Below are 17,739 nucleotides of genomic sequence, written 5' to 3'. Positions count from 1 at the left end.
CTACGTGCAAACAGATTTTCCTCCTTCCCATCAACTATATAGTAATGTTAAGTTCTACTACATAGTAATACAATATAGAAAGTTTGTCAACTAGTTAAAATTAATTTCTATGAAGCAGTGGAAAAATGTTTCTATCATTGAAGCAAAAAAATAAAATCAAGTTCTAGAGAGTCATCTAAATTAATATAAAATGCTTAAAGCACTATCCCTTGTAATACATCGCTATAGACTTTTTCCACAAAAAAAAAGTTGAACTTGACAAGCAATCAAGTTCAACTTTTCCAATTCATCTAATTTACTCATTCACTGCTTCCATGGCGTCCTTAGGTGTGCCAAAGAAGTAAGTTAAAACAAAACCACCAAGATAAGCAGCAAGAAGACCGATAACATAACCTAGCCAGTGTCCCCCTGCAATTAATGGAATTAGTGCTACCCCAGATGGGCCAATAGCAATGGCGCCAATGTTTCCAAAAGCCCCAATAACTGCGCCCCCAATTCCACCACCTAAACAAGCAGTAATAAATGGCCGTCCAAGCGGAACCGTAACCCCGTAAATAAGTGGTTCACCAATTCCCAAGATCCCGACAGGAAGTCCACCTTTAATCATATTTACAAGCGGTTTGTTTTTCCGACAACGAATCCAAAGTGCAATCGAAGCTCCTACCTGTCCGCCGCCAGCCATTGCTAAAATTGGAAGGAGTAATGTCGCACCCGTTTGTGCGATCATTTCCACGTGAATAGGCGTCAACACTTGATGCAAACCTAACATCACCATCGGTAGGAAGAATGTGCCGAGTACAAAGCCCGAGAATAGCCCACCGACTTCAATCGTCCAATTAATCGCCGAAACCAGTCCTTCTGAAATTAATCCTGCAACTGGCATAATCAGGAAAATCGTAATAAGCCCCATTACAAGCATAACAATCGTTGGCGTCACAATAATATCAATGGCATTTGGAATAAATTTGCGCAAGCTCTTTTCAAGCACACACATTAACCAAACTGCAAATAAAACTCCAATAATTCCACCTTGTCCCGGTAAAATCGCATCTCCTGTAAAAATATTCGTGATCGTATGCCCATCAGCAAGCCCCGATAACATTGTAATACCAGCAATTCCACCACCTAAAACTGGTGTTCCACCAAATTCATTTGCTGTATTAATCCCAACATAAATTGAAAGAAACGCGAAAATCCCTTTATTGATAACACCCAAAATATCCACATACTGCGTCCATGTTCCTGCGTCTAAATTCCCAGCTGTGATATTATTCGTCAAAATCGCTGCAATACCAGCAATTAAACCCGCTCCAACAAAACCAGGAATCAACGGTACGAAAATGTTCGAAATGGATTTTAGCAACTTCTTAAAACTCGATTGATTATTTTGTTTAGCTTTCATACTTGCCTTCGTTTCAGCCGCTTTTTCTTCCACCAATTCTTTCCCAGATTTTTGTTCCGCATCCAAATTTTCATTGATGACTTCACCGATCTTTACGCCAGCCTCTTCTGCCATCGCTGCTGCGACTTTATTAACGACTCCCGGTCCAACAATAACTTGTAAGGTCTCATCCTCCACAACACCTAAAACACCAGGAACTTTTTTCAATTGATCTAAATCCACTTTTTCTGGGTCACGAATCCCTAATCGAACTCGTGTCATACAATGTGCAATCCGCGAAACATTTTCCTTGCCGCCCACATTTTCAAAGATTTTTCTGCCGATTTCTGCTTCCTTTGACACCCTACTCAACCCCTTAAATTGTTTTTCTTACAAAACCATTTGAAGCTTCAAGTTTTTGTTCAGCAGCTTCTTTACTGCTTCCCGTCAAAATCATAACAATCGCTGTTTTCACTTGTTTTCCAGCATTGAAATAAACTTTTTCCGCCGTTTCATAGCCACATTCCGTCGCTTCCATGATAATTCGTTTAGCACGTTCCTCCAATTTTTCATTCGTTGGTTTCACATCTACCATCAAATTCCTATAAACTTTGCCGATCCCGACCATCGAAGCCGTCGAAATCATGTTCAAAATTAATTTCTGTGCCGTTCCTGCTTTAAGCCGAGTTGATCCAGTTAAAACCTCCGCTCCAGGCACGACTTCAACTGCGATTTCCGCATGTTGCGAGATGGCAGCGTCTTTGTTACAAGAAATCGCAGCCGCCGTAGCCCCAATACTTCGTGCATAATCCAAGCCACCAATCACATAAGGTGTCCGGCCGCTCGCGGCAATTCCAATAACCGTATCCAAATCCGTAAGAGAAATACCTTCTAAATCTGCTTTACCAAGCTCGGTAGAATCTTCCGCGCCTTCAACTGCTTCAACAAACGCCTTGTCTCCTCCAGCAATCAGTCCAACCACTTGCTCCTTCCTAACACCAAATGTTGGTACACATTCAACCGCATCGAGTACGCCTAGTCGTCCACTTGTACCAGCTCCCATATAAATAAGTCTACCTCCCCGGTTAAAACTTGAAATGGCAGCCCTTACAATTTTGGTGATCTCAGGAAGCGCTGGCTTTATGCTCGCTGCAACTGTTCCATCTTCCTCATTCATTATAGATAAGATTTCCTCAACTTTTAATGTATCTAAGTTAAGCGTTTTCAAATTTTGCTTTTCTGTGGATAAATTTTCAAGCATTTCGATCACTCCTCACAAACTGATTATAAAACTTTTGAAATAAAATTTCAATATTTTATTTTATTTTTGTAATATTTAATTGAAATTTTATTTCACAAGTCATATACTTAGTAATAAGAATGGAGGTTATAAAATGCTAGGAATTAGTCTTTATTTACAGGATTTGGATAACGTTTCAGAAACTGTTCAAGCTGCCCATCAAAATGGATTTTCATCCATCTTCAGTTCACTACATATTCCAGAAGAAAGTAAAATAGATTACCGAGCTCGTCTAGAAGAATTAGGCAAAGCTGCTCAAGAAAACAATATGACTCTCATCTTAGATATTTCAGAAAATGCGTTAAAGAAAATTCAACTAAGCTTTGAAAATGCAGAAGCAATCCATGAAATAGGCGTAACCGGCTTACGAATTGATTATGGGATTGGCATTCAGCAAATTGCTTTACTCTCACAAAAAGTAACCGTTTATTTAAATGCTAGTACCATAGATCAACCTTTTTTTAAATGAGTTAAAAGAAGCTCATGCTCATATGGAAAATATCGAAGCTTTCCACAACTACTATCCCAAGCCAGAAACTGGTTTAAGCGAAGCCTTTTTCAATCAAAAAAAACCACTTTCTGCACGGAAATGGTCTCAAAATTTCGGCTTTCGTACCAGGTGATTCTCAAAAACGTTTACCTCTTTATGCGGGGCTTCCAACTTTGGAAAAGCATCGTTTTGCAAGTCCTTACGCAGCCACTTTGGAACTATTCTCCTTAGCAGTTGACCATGTTTACATTGGTGATCCCGCACTCGATCCTTTACATTTTCCATTTTGGCAAAATCTTGCTTTTGATAACACGGTCTCCCTTGAAGCAGAATTAGCTGATTTTGTCCCAACTCCAATAAAAAAACACCTCATTCAAGGAGACCAAAATCGAATGGACGACGCGCGCGATTTAATTCGGTTAGAAAAGAGTCGAATTTGCTTCAACACGCTTCTATTAGCAGTAAGACAAACAACTAGTCGACCAGTTGGAACCATTACTATTGATAATCAAAAATATGGGCGTTATTCTGGTGAAATCTGCATTACAAAAGTTTCTTTAGAAGCTAACGAGAAAATTAATTGTATTGGCCAAATTAAGCCATCCTACCTTGATTGCCTCCCCTATATTTCTGCTGGTCAAAAAATAAAATTGCGCTTCAATTAAAAAAAGCCGCATTTGAATAAAATCAAATGTGGCTTTTTTCATTTACTTTTCTCGAAAACGATTAGTTGCTTCTCGTGATTTTTTAATATGCGTGATCATTTCATCATATTGTTTCGATGCAAAATAATAAAACAAAATGTCAATGACTAACAGCTGTGCCTGTCTGGAACTCGTTGCCGTACTTCGCATTTCAGCTTCAGGAGCCCGAGATGTTTCAAGCACAAAATCCGAAATGGTTTTCAACTTATTATTTCCAATTCGTGTTAAACTAACCACCTTCAAACCACTTTGTTTCGCTTCATTTGCAAGTTCAAGCACCTGAGAAGTTTCCCCGCTGTTGGAAACTGCAAAAAACAAACTATTTTCTTTTCCAGATGAAAAAGCCATAGCAAGAACATGCGGATCTTGCGACAAGAATACATTTTTCCCTGCACGCAACCACTTTTGAGCAATATCTTCTGCAATAAGCCACGAAGCCCCGACACCATAAGCATAAATTGTTTCAACTTGTTCCATCTCAGCGCACACTTGGATAATGGCCTCTTCTTTTAATTGACTTGCCGTATCTTGCGTTGTTTGATTAACATTTGAAACCAACTTTTCACGAATCGAATCAAAGGATTCACCTGGTTCAATATCATAGTATCCTGTTCTATTAGGCATTGCTAATTCCATAGAAAGCTGTCGTTTCAACTCCGGAAAACTATCTAGATTTAACGATTTTGAAAATCGAATAACAGCTGCCGCACTTGTCTCTGCTTTCTTAGCAAGACTTTGTACCGACGCCTTGACAGCAAAATTAGGTTCATTTAAAATCGCCTGCCCTACTTTTTGCTCCGACTTAGGCAACGTATCAAGAATTCCACTTATAAGATTGATAATACTTCCATTTGTCATAGCCATTTCTTCCTTGTTTTTTCTTTGATTATATCATAAAATTCGATTTTGAAATAAAATTTTAATTTGAAGCATCTAGTTAGACAACTTGAAAATCAATTCTTCTCAACCTATAATTAAATATAAAGTTCTAATTGTTTCACGTGAAACATCGAAAGGAGAATCTATATTGGTCGAAACAAATTTACAGTTCAATACCCAACTCCATACGATTTTCCTCTTTTTTGGAAAAGCCTCAATCGAAACGGTTTCTTTCATTGAACAGCAATTTATGTCTGCCTTAAGAAATGATGAGCCTTCCAAAAATTACTATACAACCATTCAGTTTTTCCCAGACACAGAGCAAATAAACTTTCTAAGCGACTTAAATAAAGCCACCACATTCCCAGCTTCGGCTGATTATATTTTAATTCAAATGGAAGAAGAACCTTCTGCTTTATTACAAGAGAACATAGAAAAATTGGCTAAAGAAAACCAATATCAACTCGAAGCCATCTTTTTAAATTCACCATCCAAACCGGTAAGCTCACAGTTTTCTAATCAACATACATTCTCTTTACCGATTTCAAACTTTTCGGTTCAATCAAATGGCGATCAACTCAAAAAATATCTCCTTGAGCCTGAAAAAACCTACCATATCATTGGTGACACTCATGAATGTTTAGAAGAACTTATGACCTTGCTAGAAAAAAGTGGATTCAGCTTCAACTCATCAGGAAAAATCATAAAACGACCTGACCCCTCTCACCAATTTATTTTACTTGGCGATTCGATCGATAAAGGAAAAAACACGAAAGCCATTCTTGAATTCCTTTATTTAAACTTGGAGCACTTTTATTTTGTAATTGGAAATCATGAATCCTTTGTGTATCATTATTTGCAAGGAAAAATTAAGAATGCCAATGAAGAAATCGTTTCCCGTTTTTTTTGATTCCATTCCTGTGCTCGAAAAAGATCCTGATTTACATGCCAAATTTAATACACTTGTAGAACATTCTGCGCCCTTTTATAGACTTATCTCAGATCGAGCTTCCCTTTATGCTACCCATGCACCATGCAAAAACAAGTATCTTGGCAAACTCGATAAAAAGTCCTTACGAAAAATGCGTAATTTTCATCTAGACCGAACTAGACCCACAGAAGAACAATTGCTATTTTTGCTTGAAGAGGCGAACGAAAATCATCCTTATCATTTTTTCGGTCATGTTGCCGCAAAGAATGCTTTCCGATTAAAAAATAAAATCCATCTGGATACCGGTTGTATTCATGGAAATTTACTTACAGAAGCCGTGCTAATGCCAAATGGAAAACTAACTACATGCTCGATTCCATCGAATCACCATGATGATTTTCAAGCACAACTCCCTATTTTATTCCAATAAAAAAGCCACGCAAAATTTTGCGTGGCTTTTTAATTTAACGTGCTGGTTTAATCACTACATAGCGGTAAGGATCGCGTCCTTCTGAATGCGTCTCTATTTTTTCATTTTCACTTAAAACAGCATGAATAATTTTTCTTTCAAAAGATGGCATCGGCTCTAAATGAACAGCACTTTTTGTTTTTAGTGCTTTCCCGGCCATTTTTTCTGCAAGATTAGAGAGTGTTTCATAGCGGCGTTCACGATAATCACCGACATTGACAAAGATATTTCTAAACTGCTCACTTTGTTTATTGGCAATTAGTTGAGTCAAGTATTGCAAAGAATTAAGAGTTTGACCATGTTTTCCAATCAAAACTCCAAGGTTTTCACCAGAAATTTGCACGTAAACATCTTTTCCTTCTTCCTTTGCCTCGAGTGAGATCTCTGCCCCCATCTTCTTAGCAACATCCAAAATATATTCCGTGACGATTTTTACACTGTTTTCTTTTTCAATAACCTTGACCATCGCAAGACGCGAACCGATTCCAAAAATGCCTTTTTTACCTTCATCCATGATTTCAACTTCAACTTGATCACGGTTTAGTTCTAGTTCTTTTAGCCCATTTTGAATCGCTTCTTCAACGGTTTGACCTTGTGCAGTTATATCTCTCACTTTCTCTTCTTACCTCCTCTTTTTGAAGCTTTCATATGTTCTGCTTTTTTCTTCAAACGAGCTTCTTCAGCTTTAGCAGCTTCTTCAGCTTGTTGTAGTTTTTTGGCTTTAAAAGGATTATTGATTAAAAGTGTTTGGAAGACCGTGAAAATATTCCCGATGATCCAGTATAGAGCAAGCGCTGATGGAAGTGTGATCCCCATAAATAAAATCATAACTGGCATGAAATAAATCATCATCGCCATCGTTTTATTTTGTTGTGTTTGTCCCATCATAGAAATTTTTGATGATAGGAATGTTGTAATCGCAGCTATAATCGGTAAGATATAAAATGGATCAGGCTGACCAAGTGTCATCCATAAAAATGAATCCGTCTTAATTTCAGCTGTTCGGCTAATCGCTTGATAAAAACCAATCAAAATTGGCATTTGAATAATAAGCGGCAAACAACCCATCATCGGATTAATATTATGCTCTTGATACAAGCGCATCGTTTCTTGCTGCAATTTTTGCTTTGTTTCATTATCTTTAGAAGCATATTTTCCTTGCAGCTCTTTAAGTAAAGGTTGAACTTTCATCATTTCTTTTTGGCTTTTTAGCTGTTTAATCATAAGTGGCATAATAATTAAGCGAATAATAATCGTAACAACGATAATTCCAACCGCATAATTGCCACCGAAGGCATCAGCAAACCATCTTATCACCCAAGATAATGGAAAGACAATGTAATGACTCCAGAATCCTGGTGAGTCTTTTGTGATTGGATCAGTTGAGTAGCCACAACCTGAAAGTACAGTGACTAAAGCAATGACAAGTCCGATCACGAAGAGTTTTTTCTTCAGGTTCTTTTTCTTCTTCAACAAGTGTAACCTCCCCGCCTTTTTTTAATTTCCAATTCATTTTGAACCGCTCGTTCTGGTCTTTTTCAATACTTTTGTAATTTTTAAGACGTGAATCAAACTTTTCTTAATTTCATGAAAATCCATATTGGCCGCCGGTTTTCGGGCGATAATAATATAATCATTTCCTTGTTCGATCTCCTGTTCAAGCTCATGGAATGTCTGTCTAATACAACGTTTCACATGATTTCTGCAAACGGCATTGCCAATTTTTTTGCTGACAGAAAGACCAATTCGGAAATGCGTATCTTCCTTTTCTCTTCTTAATTTATACACGACAAATTGTCGATTGGCAAATGACTTCCCTTTCTTAAACACTCGTTGAAATTCATCATTCTTTTTGATCCGATATTCTTTTTTCATATAGTCTCCCATCTTTTTGCGTGTGTTGTCCGCTTTCAATCAAAAATGGATTTTTTCCATAAAAACAATAAAAAAAACCACTGAGCCGTATCAGTGGTCTACGCAGATAATACTTTTCTTCCTTTACGACGACGTGCTGCTAACACTCTGCGGCCGTTTTTAGAACTCATACGTGCACGGAAACCGTGTACTTTTTTTTCTTTTACGTTTGCTTGGTTGATATGTTCTTTTCACTTTGTAACACCTCCCATTATATGGGTCCAATTGATTTAAATCTATTAGACAGTCTTAAATATTGTACGGAAATAAACGTTTTTTGTCAATAGAGCACGAAAAAACTTCGCCCTTAATCATATCATATTTCAAAAGTTTAAAAAAACCCTCTTTTATAGGAAAAAGCAAAATTTTACTTCAAACTTTTTCTTAACTTCTTAAAAAGTTTTGTTTGCTTAAATCACGAAACTGTGGATAATTATGTGAGGTTATCCACTTTTATCCACAGAAGCATAAAAATCAGTTGTGAATAAATAGATAAAGCAAGAAAAATTATAAACTGGTTACACACAAGTTATGCACAACCCCACAGATTGTGGGTAACGTTTTTCTACAAGTGGATAAATTTGTGGATATTTTTTGAAAGTCCTTGATATCAAAGCCTTTTTTTGATAAGATATCAGGTGTTGAATAGTAAATAAGTTGAGGAAAAATAAAGTTATCCACATAATTATTTCTTGTTGTGGATATTTTCTTAACAGGGTCTGGATATCTTTATCCACTATTTTTACCGTTTTGTGGATAACTTTGAAAAAGCGTCCCTGTTATTTTTCTTCCTTAAAATCATGTCCACAGAAAAAGGGAGGGAAATTTTTTGCAGTCTATAGAAGAGATCTGGACACGTGCACTTGAAATTGTTCAAAAGAATATGAGCAAGCCAAGCTATGATACTTGGATGAAATCCACTACTGCACATTCTCTTGAAGACAACACATTTGTCATTTCGGCGCCTAACAATTTTGTTCGTGACTGGCTTGAAAAAAGCTACACGCAGTTCATCGCTAATATTTTACAAGAAGTAACGGGAGCTTCTTATGATGTACGCTTTATTGACGGCGAACAAGAAGAAAATTTTGATTACAAGCCGATTCCCCAAAATCAAAACTTACCGGATGAAAATGATCCTGATAACTCCAAACATATGTTAAATCCAAGATATGTCTTCGATACATTTGTTATTGGCTCCGGTAACAGGTTTGCACATGCAGCTTCGCTTGCCGTAGCAGAAGCACCTGCCAAAGCTTACAATCCACTCTTCATTTATGGAGGCGTTGGACTTGGAAAAACGCATTTGATGCATGCTGTTGGTCACTACGTGCAAGAACACAAAGACAATGCAAATGTGATGTACTTATCCAGCGAAAAATTTACCAATGAATTTATCAGCTCCATTCGCGATAACAAAACAGAAGAATTTCGAACAAAATACCGCAATGTTGACGTACTTTTAATTGATGACATTCAATTTTTAGCCGGTAAAGAAGGAACGCAGGAAGAATTTTTCCATACATTTAATGCACTTTACGATGAACAAAAACAAATCATCATTTCAAGTGACAGACCGCCTAAAGAGATTCCAACTCTTGAAGATAGGCTTCGTTCACGTTTTGAATGGGGGCTGATCACTGATATCACTCCGCCCGATCTTGAAACGCGGATTGCAATTTTGCGGAAAAAAGCGAAAGCGGACGGGCTTGATATTCCAAATGAAGTGATGCTTTATATTGCGAACCAAATTGATTCGAATATTAGGGAACTTGAAGGCGCACTAATTCGTGTTGTTGCTTACTCTTCTCTTGTCAATAAGGACATCACAGCTGGACTTGCAGCGGAAGCTTTAAAGGACATTATTCCAAATGCTAAAACCTCCGTTATCACAATCAGCGGTATCCAAGAAGCTGTTGGTGAGTATTTCCATGTGAAACTCGAAGATTTCAAAGCTAAAAAAAAGAACCAAAAGCATTGCCTTTCCTAGACAGATAGCTATGTACATGTCACGAGAGTTAACCGATGCTTCACTTCCAAAAATTGGAGATGAATTTGGCGGTCGTGATCACACAACTGTCATTCATGCTCACGAAAAAATTTCGCAGATGCTTAAAAGCGATCAAGTTTTAAAAAATGATATCCAAGAAATAGAAAAAAATCTGCGTAAAAATTAATCTGTGGATACTGTGGATAAATGAACACTAGTTTTCCACTGGTTATACACATGTGGAAAACTTAGAAGAAAAATGGTTTTAATCACTTATCCACAAATCCACAAGGCCTATTACTATTATTACGATTTTCTTATTAATTAATTAAAGAACATCATAAAAAATGAACGGGGGATTTTTCATGAAATTTGTCATCGATCGAGATCATTTGGTCAATGCTGTTAATGAAGTTACACGTGCTATTTCTGCTCGAACAACGATTCCAATTCTTACAGGGATCAAAATTGATGTAAATGACGAAGGTGTTACCTTAACTGGTAGTGATTCTGATATTTCCATTGAAGCTTTTATACCACTTATTGAACAAGATGAAGTTATCGTTGAAGTAGAATCCTTTGGAGGCATCGTTTTACAATCCAAATATTTCGGTGATATTGTAAGACGACTTCCAGATAAAAACGTTGAAATTGAAGTAACTGCTAATAACCAAACTACAATTCGTTCTGGACAAGCTTTCTTTACACTTAATGGTTTAGATGTTTTAGAGTATCCTAAACTTCCAGAAGTCTCAGAAGGAAAACAAATACGAATTCCAATTCATGTACTTAAAAATATTATTCGTCAAACTGTTTTTGCTGTTTCAACGATTGAAGTTCGTCCTGTACTTACCGGGGTTAACTGGATCATTAAAAACGGAATGCTCACAGCTGTTGCAACGGATAGTCATAGACTTGCGCTTCGCGAAATTCCTATTGAAGCTCCTGAAGAAGAAGAATACAACATTGTCATTCCGGGAAAAAGTTTATCTGAGCTAAACAAAATTTTGGATGAAGCTTCTGATTCACTTGAAATCATCCTAGCTAACAACCAAATTTTATTTAAACTAAAAGATTTGTTGTTTTATTCACGTTTACTAGAAGGAAGCTATCCTGATACTTCACGGCTAATCCCAGCTGAAACGAAGTCAGAGCTCATTATCAATGCAAAGGCATTTTTACAAGCTATAGATCGTGCTTCCCTACTCGCAAGAGAGAACCGGAATAATGTCATCAAACTTTCGACACTTGAAAATGGACAAGTAGAAGTTTCTTCTAACTCCCCTGAAATTGGGAATGTTTCAGAAAAACTCTTTAGCCAAAGCTTTACGGGTGAAGATCTACAAATTTCATTTAACGGAAAATATATGATGGACGCCTTGCGTGCTTTTGAAGGCGATGATATTCAGATTTCATTTTCTGGAACAATGCGACCTTTTGTACTTCGACCACGTGATGCGGAAAATCCAAACGAAATTTTACAATTGATTACACCAGTTCGAACTTATTAATTGATAAAAAAGCTCACCAATTTTTGGTGGGCTTTTTTTTATGTGTTTTTTATAGAAGCGCCATATTAGCCTTAAATTTCATTTTTTACTTAAATAGTATCCCCCCATTATTTTTAATAAAAAACCGAAAAACAATGCTTTAGAAAATAATCTTTGTAATTATCGGCAAACTTTAGTAAAATAGAAGATAGCGATAAAATAGATTGGGTGTGAGATTTTGGCGAATATTGTAACAATAGACAGTGACTATGTAACACTGGGACAGCTTTTGCAGATGCTTGACGTTGTTGAATCTGGGGGAATGGCGAAAGCATTTCTAAGTGAACACCCGATTTATGTAAACGGTGAACAAGACAACAGACGTGGCAGGAAACTGCGGAATGGCGATGTCATTTTAGTTCCCGGAAAAGGAAAAGTTAAGATTGAACAATCTTAGGAAACAAATATGCTGTTAAAACAATTAACGCTTAAAAATTTCCGCAATTATGATGAACTTACACTCGATCTCGACCCATCTATCAACGTGTTTCTTGGAGAAAATGCTCAAGGAAAAACAAACTTACTTGAAGCCATATTAATGCTTTCACTTGCCAAGTCACATCGGACGACAAATGACAAAGATTTTATCCAGTGGGATAAAGAGGAAGCGAAGATTAGTGGCCGAATTGAAAAACATGGTCAAACTGTTCCGCTAGAGCTCACGCTTACGCAACAAGGAAAAAAAGCAAAGGTCAATCATATTGAACAAAAAAAAATTGAGTCAATATGTTGGAAACTTAAATGTAGTCATGTTTGCTCCAGAAGATTTAACTCTTGTAAAAGGTGCCCCAGGTGTGAGGCGACGTTTTCTAAATATGGAAATCGGTCAAATGCAACCTGTTTATTTACACGATTTAAGTATTTTTCAGCGTATTTTACATCAGCGAAATCAATTTTTAAAGCAAGCAAAAATGAAAAAGAACTTTGATGAAGTCATGCTTGGCATTCTAGATGAGCAATTTGCAGAGGTTGCTATTAAATTAACTGAAAGGCGATCTGCGTTTATTCAAAAGTTACAAGCTTATGCAGCTCCGATTCATCACGACATTTCGCGTGGGCTTGAAAGTTTGCGGATTGAATATAAACCTTCTGTTTCACTTGATCAGGACGCAGATAATTTACAAAAACTACTTGAAAAAATGAAAACCATTCGGCAAAGAGAAATCGACCGAGGCGTCACACTTATCGGACCGCATCGGGATGATTCTCTATTTTATGTTAATGGACAAAATGTACAGGTGTTCGGTTCGCAAGGCCAGCAGCGAACGACAGCGTTATCGGTAAAGCTTGCTGAAATTGATTTAATTCATGAAGAAACAAAAGAATATCCCCTACTCTTGCTTGATGATGTGTTAAGCGAACTCGATGACTACAGGCAGTCTCATTTGCTTGAGGCGATTTCTGGCAAAGTACAAACCTTTGTTACGACAACAAGTGTGAGCGGGATTAAACATGCAAAACTTGAACAAGCTACTACTTTTGAAGTAGAAAGTGGTCACATAAAAAAAATCCTAATTTTAGGTTGATATAATAGAAAATGAGAAAGTGCGGTGAAGCTTAGATGTCAGAAGAAAATATTACAAATGTACATGAAAATGCTTCGGACTATAATGATAATCAAATTCAGGTTCTAGAAGGATTAGAAGCCGTAAGAAAACGGCCTGGTATGTATATCGGTTCGACCAGTCAACGTGGACTTCACCATCTAGTTTGGGAAATCGTCGATAACTCCATTGACGAAGCTTTAGCTGGTTTTTGTACAGAAATTGAAATTACTATTGAAGCGGATAATAGTATTACCGTTCAAGATAATGGTCGTGGGATGCCAACGGGAATTAATGAAAAAGTAGGTCGCCCAACGATCGAAGTTATTTTTACAGTTCTTCACGCCGGTGGTAAATTTGGCGGCGGCGGCTATAAAGTATCTGGTGGTCTTCACGGCGTTGGGGCTTCTGTTGTTAATGCTCTTTCAACAGAGCTAGAAGTTTATGTACACCGCGATGGGCAAAAATATTATCAACGTTTCGAACGAGGAAATGTTGTAACAGATCTTGAAAATCAAGGCAAAACGGATTATCGTGGAACAATTGTTCACTTTAAGGCAGATCCTGAAATTTTTACTGAAACAGTGGAATTTGATTATGAAGTCTTACGTACGCGTGTGCGAGAATTAGCTTTCTTAAACCGTGGATTAATGATTTCAATTGAAGATAAACGCGCCGAACATCAAGTGAAAAAGGAATATCATTATGAAGGCGGAATTAAATCTTACGTTGATCACTTGAATCAATCAAAAGAAGTTATTCATGATGAGCCGATTTATATTGAAGGTGAACGTGATGGCATTATGGTTGAGGTTGCTATTCAGTATAATTCTGGATTCTCAAGTTCAATTATTTCTTTTGCTAATAATATTCACACGTATGAAGGAGGAACGCACGAATCTGGCTTTAAAACAGCACTTACACGTGTGATTAATGATTATGCGCGACGTAATAAACTTTTTAAAGATAATGATGAGAACTTGTCTGGTGAAGATGTGCGAGAAGGTTTAACTGCGATTATTTCCGTTAAGCATCCTGATCCGCAGTTTGAAGGACAAACTAAGACGAAGCTTGGTAATTCAGAAACACGCTCGATCACCGATAAACTTTTTTCGGAAGCTTTGAGCAAATTCATGTTGGAAAACCCAGATGTTAGTAAGAAAATTGTAGAAAAAGGCGTCATGGCATCACGTGCACGTCTAGCAGCAAAACGTGCACGTGAAGTTGCTCGTAAAAAAAACTGGGCTTGAAATCTCGAATTTACCAGGAAAACTTGCGGATTGTTCGTCTAGAAATCCAGAAATTAGTGAACTTTATATCGTTGAGGGGGATTCAGCTGGCGGTTCTGCAAAACAAGGACGAGATCGACTTTTCCAAGCGATTCTTCCAATTCGTGGTAAAATCTTGAATGTTGAAAAAGCACGTCTCGATAAAATCTTAGCGAATGAAGAAATTCGAACAATCTTTACGGCAATGGGAACTGGTTTTGGTGGCGATTTTGATGTTTCAAAAGCACGTTATCACAAACTAATTATCATGACGGATGCCGATGTGGATGGTGCCCATATTCGGACGCTACTTCTCACACTTTTCTATCGCTATATGCGTCCGCTTGTGGATGCTGGTTATATTTATATCGCTCAGCCTCCCCTTTATCAAATTAAACACGGGAAACAAGTTGAATATGTGTATTCAGATGAGCAATTGGATGATTATTTGGCAAAACTGGGTGATGAAAAATATGCTATCCAGCGTTATAAAGGTCTTGGAGAAATGAATCCGGAACAACTTTGGGATACGACAATGAATCCTGAAAACCGGACGTTGCTACAAGTAAGCATTAATGATGCTATTGATGCAGATGAAACATTTGAAATGCTTATGGGTGACCGAGTTGAGCCGCGTCGGAAATTCATCGAAGAAAATGCTCAGTATGTTAAAAACTTGGATATTTAATTTTATTTCCTGGGAAATAATCAAATCTGATTTAGCTTAGAATTGGAAAGGGAGGTTTCGCTATAATGGCAGAAACACCAGATCATCGAATTAAAGAAGTAAATTTAAATAAAGAAATGCGAACGTCTTTCCTAGATTATGCAATGAGCGTTATCGTAGCTCGTGCTCTTCCTGACGTGCGTGATGGTCTTAAACCGGTTCACCGCAGGATTTTATATGCGATGAACGATTTAGGAATGACATCTGACAAAGCCTATAAGAAATCGGCTCGTATTGTTGGGGAAGTGATCGGTAAGTATCACCCACATGGAGACTCTGCTGTATACTTCACAATGGTTCGGATGGCGCAAGATTTTAGTTATCGGTATATGCTTGTTGATGGACACGGAAACTTTGGTTCTGTCGATGGGGATATGGCGGCAGCGATGCGTTACACGGAAGCACGGATGTCGAAAATTTCGATGGAACTTTTGCGAGATATCAATAAAGATACAATTGATTATGAAGATAACTATGATGGTTCAGAAAAAGAACCAGTTATTTTACCGGCACGTTTTCCAAACTTGCTTGTTAATGGTTCATCAGGGATCGCAGTTGGGATGGCTACAAACATTCCGACGCATCATCTTGGTGAAGTCATTGATGGGGTCCTTGCATTAAGTCATAATCCCGATATTACGATTCGCGAATTGATGGAACACATTCCAGGGCCTGACTTCCCTACTGCAGGTCTCATTATGGGACGTAGTGGGATTAGAAGGGCTTATGAAACTGGACGTGGATCTATCACGGTTCGTGCTCGGGTAGATATCGAAACAAAGAGCAATGGAAAAGAAACCATTTTAATTACAGAGCTACCTTATCAAGTCAATAAGGCACGACTGATTGAGCGAATTGCTGAACTGGCTCGTGAAAAGAAAATTGACGGGATCACTGAACTGAATGATGAATCTGACCGCTCAGGTATGCGGATTGTGATTGAAGTTCGCCGTGATATTAGCGCGAGTGTTGTTGTCAATAATTTATATAAAATGACGGCTCTACAAACTACTTTTGGGATTAACATGTTGGCGCTTGTTGACAATCATCCTAAAGTATTGAATTTAAAACAAATTTTATATCATTATTTGGAACATCAAAAAGTCGTTATTCGTCGCAGAACTGAATTTGATTTGCGTAAAGCAGAAGCACGTGCGCATATTCTTGAAGGTTTACGAATTGCACTTGATAATATTGATGCTGTGATTAGTTTGATTCGGGGTTCGAAAACAACTGAAATTGCTAAAGAAGGTTTGATGACTAAATTTAGCCTATCAGAAAAGCAATCTCAAGCTATTCTCGACATGCGTTTACAACGTTTAACAGGTTTGGAACGCGAGAAAATCGAGGAAGAATACAATAATTTGATGCAGCTAATCAATGAACTGAAGGCTATTTTAGCTGACGATGAACGTATTCTTGAAGTTATCCGTGAAGAATTAGAAGAAACAAAACAGAAGTATAGCGATAAACGCCGCACAGAAATCTTAACGGGAGACCTCGTCAGCATTGAAGATGAGGACCTTATTCCTGAAGAAGAAGTGGCAATTACGTTAACGAAAAAAGGCTATATTAAACGCTTACCGCTTTCTACGTATCGGAGTCAGCGCCGTGGTGGTCGTGGTATTCAAGGGATGTCTACGCATGAAGATGACTTTGTTGAGCACCTTGTCGCTACAAGCACGCATGATACGCTCCTGTTCTTTACGAATACAGGGAAAGTATACCGGGCGAAAGGATATGAAGTTCCTGAGTACGGGCGCACAGCAAAAGGAATTCCACTTATCAATTTGCTAGGTATTGAAAGCCAAGAACAAGTGAATGCGGTGATCAATTTAAGTGAATTCACTGATGACGATTATTTGTTCTTTGCAACGAAACATGGTGTTGTGAAGCGCTCTGCCCTTTCGCAATTTGCGAATATCCGTCAAAGTGGTTTGCGTGCAGTTGATCTTCGTGAAAATGATGAACTCATCTCTGTTCAGATGACTGATGGTAGTAAGAAGATGATTATTGCGACAAAAGCAGGTCAATCCATTTACTTCCCAGAAGATAACATCCGGGTAATGGGTCGTACGGCTGCAGGAGTGCGCGGAATTCGTCTTCATAACGATGATGAGGTTATTGGCATGGAAGTGCTTGAAGACGATCAGAACGTGCTTGTCGTGACGGAGAACGGCTACGGGAAACAAACCCCTGCTGAACAATACCCGCTTCGCAATCGTGGTGGTATGGGTGTTAAAACGGTCTCAATCACTGATAAGAACGGACCACTTGTTGCAATGAAGACTGTTTCTGGCGATGAAGATATCATGCTGATGACGATTCATGGTGTATTGATTCGTTTTGAAGTTGAAACGGTCTCGGAAACAGGAAGAAGCACGATGGGTGTGAAACTGATTCGTTTGGATGAAAACGAAAAAGTCGCTACTGTTGCTAAGGTTCCTAAAGAAGATGAAGAAATCTTTGACGAAGAGGAAGAAAATTTGGATGCTCAAGTCTTAAAAACAGAAGTTCCAGATGAAAGTTTTGAAGACGGACCAAACTCAGAAGAATAATGAGCTTACATGCGGGTGGCACGTTGAGAGACAT

General features: G+C 37.9%; 14 protein-coding genes and 4 pseudogenes. 11 read left to right on the top strand and 7 right to left on the bottom strand.

Annotated features, from left to right (window positions below; genetic code table 11):
- Positions 1–295: 295 nt before the first annotated feature.
- Positions 296–1,744 (bottom strand): PTS transporter subunit EIIC, encoded by a 1,449-nt coding sequence (locus MAQA_RS10980; RefSeq protein ID WP_036073945.1) that lies wholly within the window; start codon positions 1,742–1,744, stop codon positions 296–298.
- A 13-nt stretch (positions 1,745–1,757) separates the two neighbouring features.
- A complete protein-coding gene (murQ, locus tag MAQA_RS10975) occupies positions 1,758–2,642 on the bottom strand; it encodes an N-acetylmuramic acid 6-phosphate etherase (protein ID WP_036073942.1) in 885 nt (294 codons plus the stop codon).
- Positions 2,643–2,775: 133 nt separating this feature from the next.
- Between murQ and MAQA_RS16245 the strand changes: the two genes are divergently transcribed.
- Genes MAQA_RS16245 through MAQA_RS16235 form a run of 3 tightly spaced genes read left to right on the top strand, consistent with a single transcriptional unit; the run spans position 2,776 to position 3,836 of the window.
- On the top strand, positions 2,776–3,150 hold the full coding sequence (locus tag MAQA_RS16245; RefSeq protein WP_277619977.1) for a MupG family TIM beta-alpha barrel fold protein: 375 nt from the start codon (positions 2,776–2,778) through the stop codon (positions 3,148–3,150).
- A 22-nt stretch (positions 3,151–3,172) separates the two neighbouring features.
- Positions 3,173–3,304: a MupG family TIM beta-alpha barrel fold protein gene (locus tag MAQA_RS16670; protein WP_277619976.1), complete on the top strand. Its 132-nt coding sequence runs from the start codon at positions 3,173–3,175 to the stop codon at positions 3,302–3,304.
- Entirely contained in the window at positions 3,243–3,836 is a 594-nt protein-coding gene (locus MAQA_RS16235) for a phospho-sugar glycosidase domain-containing protein (protein ID WP_338151630.1), read from the top strand. Before MAQA_RS16670 ends, MAQA_RS16235 begins: the two co-directional genes overlap by 62 nt.
- 42 nt (positions 3,837–3,878) lie before the next feature.
- On the opposite strand, the gene MAQA_RS10965 is transcribed toward MAQA_RS16235, so the two are convergent.
- Positions 3,879–4,733: a MurR/RpiR family transcriptional regulator gene (locus tag MAQA_RS10965; protein ID WP_036073939.1), complete on the bottom strand. Its 855-nt coding sequence runs from the start codon at positions 4,731–4,733 to the stop codon at positions 3,879–3,881.
- Positions 4,734–4,821: 88 nt separating this feature from the next.
- Between MAQA_RS10965 and MAQA_RS13840 the strand changes: the two genes are divergently transcribed.
- Complete coding sequence (locus MAQA_RS13840) at positions 4,822–5,664, top strand: metallophosphoesterase (RefSeq protein ID WP_149023358.1); 843 nt, start codon at positions 4,822–4,824, stop codon at positions 5,662–5,664.
- Positions 5,630–6,115, top strand: a complete 486-nt coding sequence (locus tag MAQA_RS13835; RefSeq protein WP_052008575.1) for a hypothetical protein — start codon at positions 5,630–5,632, stop codon at positions 6,113–6,115. Before MAQA_RS13840 ends, MAQA_RS13835 begins: the two co-directional genes overlap by 35 nt.
- Before the next feature lie 34 nt (positions 6,116–6,149).
- On the opposite strand, the gene jag is transcribed toward MAQA_RS13835, so the two are convergent.
- The 4 genes and pseudogenes from jag to rpmH form a co-directional block, all read right to left on the bottom strand.
- Entirely contained in the window at positions 6,150–6,767 is a 618-nt protein-coding gene (gene jag, locus MAQA_RS10955; protein ID WP_036073936.1) for an RNA-binding cell elongation regulator Jag/EloR, read from the bottom strand.
- Positions 6,764–7,627, bottom strand: a complete 864-nt coding sequence (gene yidC, locus MAQA_RS10950) for a membrane protein insertase YidC (RefSeq protein WP_036073933.1) — start codon at positions 7,625–7,627, stop codon at positions 6,764–6,766. The genes jag and yidC overlap by 4 nt, the downstream gene beginning before the upstream one ends.
- 36 nt (positions 7,628–7,663) lie before the next feature.
- Positions 7,664–8,029: a ribonuclease P protein component gene (rnpA, locus tag MAQA_RS10945; protein WP_036073929.1), complete on the bottom strand. Its 366-nt coding sequence runs from the start codon at positions 8,027–8,029 to the stop codon at positions 7,664–7,666.
- 98 nt (positions 8,030–8,127) lie between these two features.
- Positions 8,128–8,263: pseudogene (gene rpmH, locus MAQA_RS14245) on the bottom strand (50S ribosomal protein L34).
- Positions 8,264–8,897: 634 nt separating this feature from the next.
- Between rpmH and dnaA the strand changes: the two are divergent.
- From dnaA to gyrA, 6 genes and pseudogenes are all read left to right on the top strand, one after another.
- Positions 8,898–10,245 (top strand): annotated as a pseudogene (dnaA, locus tag MAQA_RS10940) (chromosomal replication initiator protein DnaA).
- A 178-nt stretch (positions 10,246–10,423) separates the two neighbouring features.
- On the top strand, positions 10,424–11,569 hold the full coding sequence (gene dnaN, locus MAQA_RS10935; protein ID WP_036073926.1) for a DNA polymerase III subunit beta: 1,146 nt from the start codon (positions 10,424–10,426) through the stop codon (positions 11,567–11,569).
- Between the two features lie 217 nt (positions 11,570–11,786).
- Positions 11,787–12,005: a S4 domain-containing protein YaaA gene (gene yaaA / locus MAQA_RS10930; protein ID WP_036073924.1), complete on the top strand. Its 219-nt coding sequence runs from the start codon at positions 11,787–11,789 to the stop codon at positions 12,003–12,005.
- Positions 12,006–12,014: 9 nt separating this feature from the next.
- Positions 12,015–13,134, top strand: a pseudogene (gene recF / locus MAQA_RS10925) (DNA replication/repair protein RecF).
- A 35-nt stretch (positions 13,135–13,169) separates the two neighbouring features.
- A pseudogene (gyrB, locus tag MAQA_RS10920) lies at positions 13,170–15,108 on the top strand (DNA topoisomerase (ATP-hydrolyzing) subunit B).
- A 65-nt stretch (positions 15,109–15,173) separates the two neighbouring features.
- Positions 15,174–17,705 carry a DNA gyrase subunit A gene (gyrA, locus tag MAQA_RS10915; RefSeq protein ID WP_036073921.1) on the top strand — a complete coding sequence of 844 codons (2,532 nt, stop codon included), beginning with the start codon at positions 15,174–15,176 and terminating at the stop codon, positions 17,703–17,705.
- The last annotated feature ends 34 nt before the right edge of the window (positions 17,706–17,739 follow it).

It is taken from the genome of Listeria aquatica FSL S10-1188 (genome assembly GCF_000525795.1).
In the GTDB taxonomy this organism is placed as follows: domain Bacteria; phylum Bacillota; class Bacilli; order Lactobacillales; family Listeriaceae; genus Listeria; species Listeria aquatica.
This window is presented reverse-complemented; position numbering and strand designations above follow the sequence as displayed.

Excerpts from the sequence above, each read along its gene's own strand:
- murQ (WP_036073942.1), bottom strand. The coding sequence starts at position 2,642 with ATGCTTGAAAATTTATCCACAGAAAAGCAAAATTTGAAAACGCTTAAC.
- MAQA_RS16245 (WP_277619977.1), top strand. The coding sequence starts at position 2,776 with ATGCTAGGAATTAGTCTTTATTTACAGGATTTGGATAACGTTTCAGAA.
- MAQA_RS16670 (WP_277619976.1), top strand. The coding sequence starts at position 3,173 with ATGGAAAATATCGAAGCTTTCCACAACTACTATCCCAAGCCAGAAACT.
- MAQA_RS10965 (WP_036073939.1), bottom strand. The coding sequence starts at position 4,733 with ATGACAAATGGAAGTATTATCAATCTTATAAGTGGAATTCTTGATACG.
- MAQA_RS13835 (WP_052008575.1), top strand. The coding sequence starts at position 5,630 with ATGCCAATGAAGAAATCGTTTCCCGTTTTTTTTGATTCCATTCCTGTG.
- rnpA (WP_036073929.1), bottom strand. The coding sequence starts at position 8,029 with ATGAAAAAAGAATATCGGATCAAAAAGAATGATGAATTTCAACGAGTG.
- dnaN (WP_036073926.1), top strand. The coding sequence starts at position 10,424 with ATGAAATTTGTCATCGATCGAGATCATTTGGTCAATGCTGTTAATGAA.
- gyrA (WP_036073921.1), top strand. The coding sequence starts at position 15,174 with ATGGCAGAAACACCAGATCATCGAATTAAAGAAGTAAATTTAAATAAA.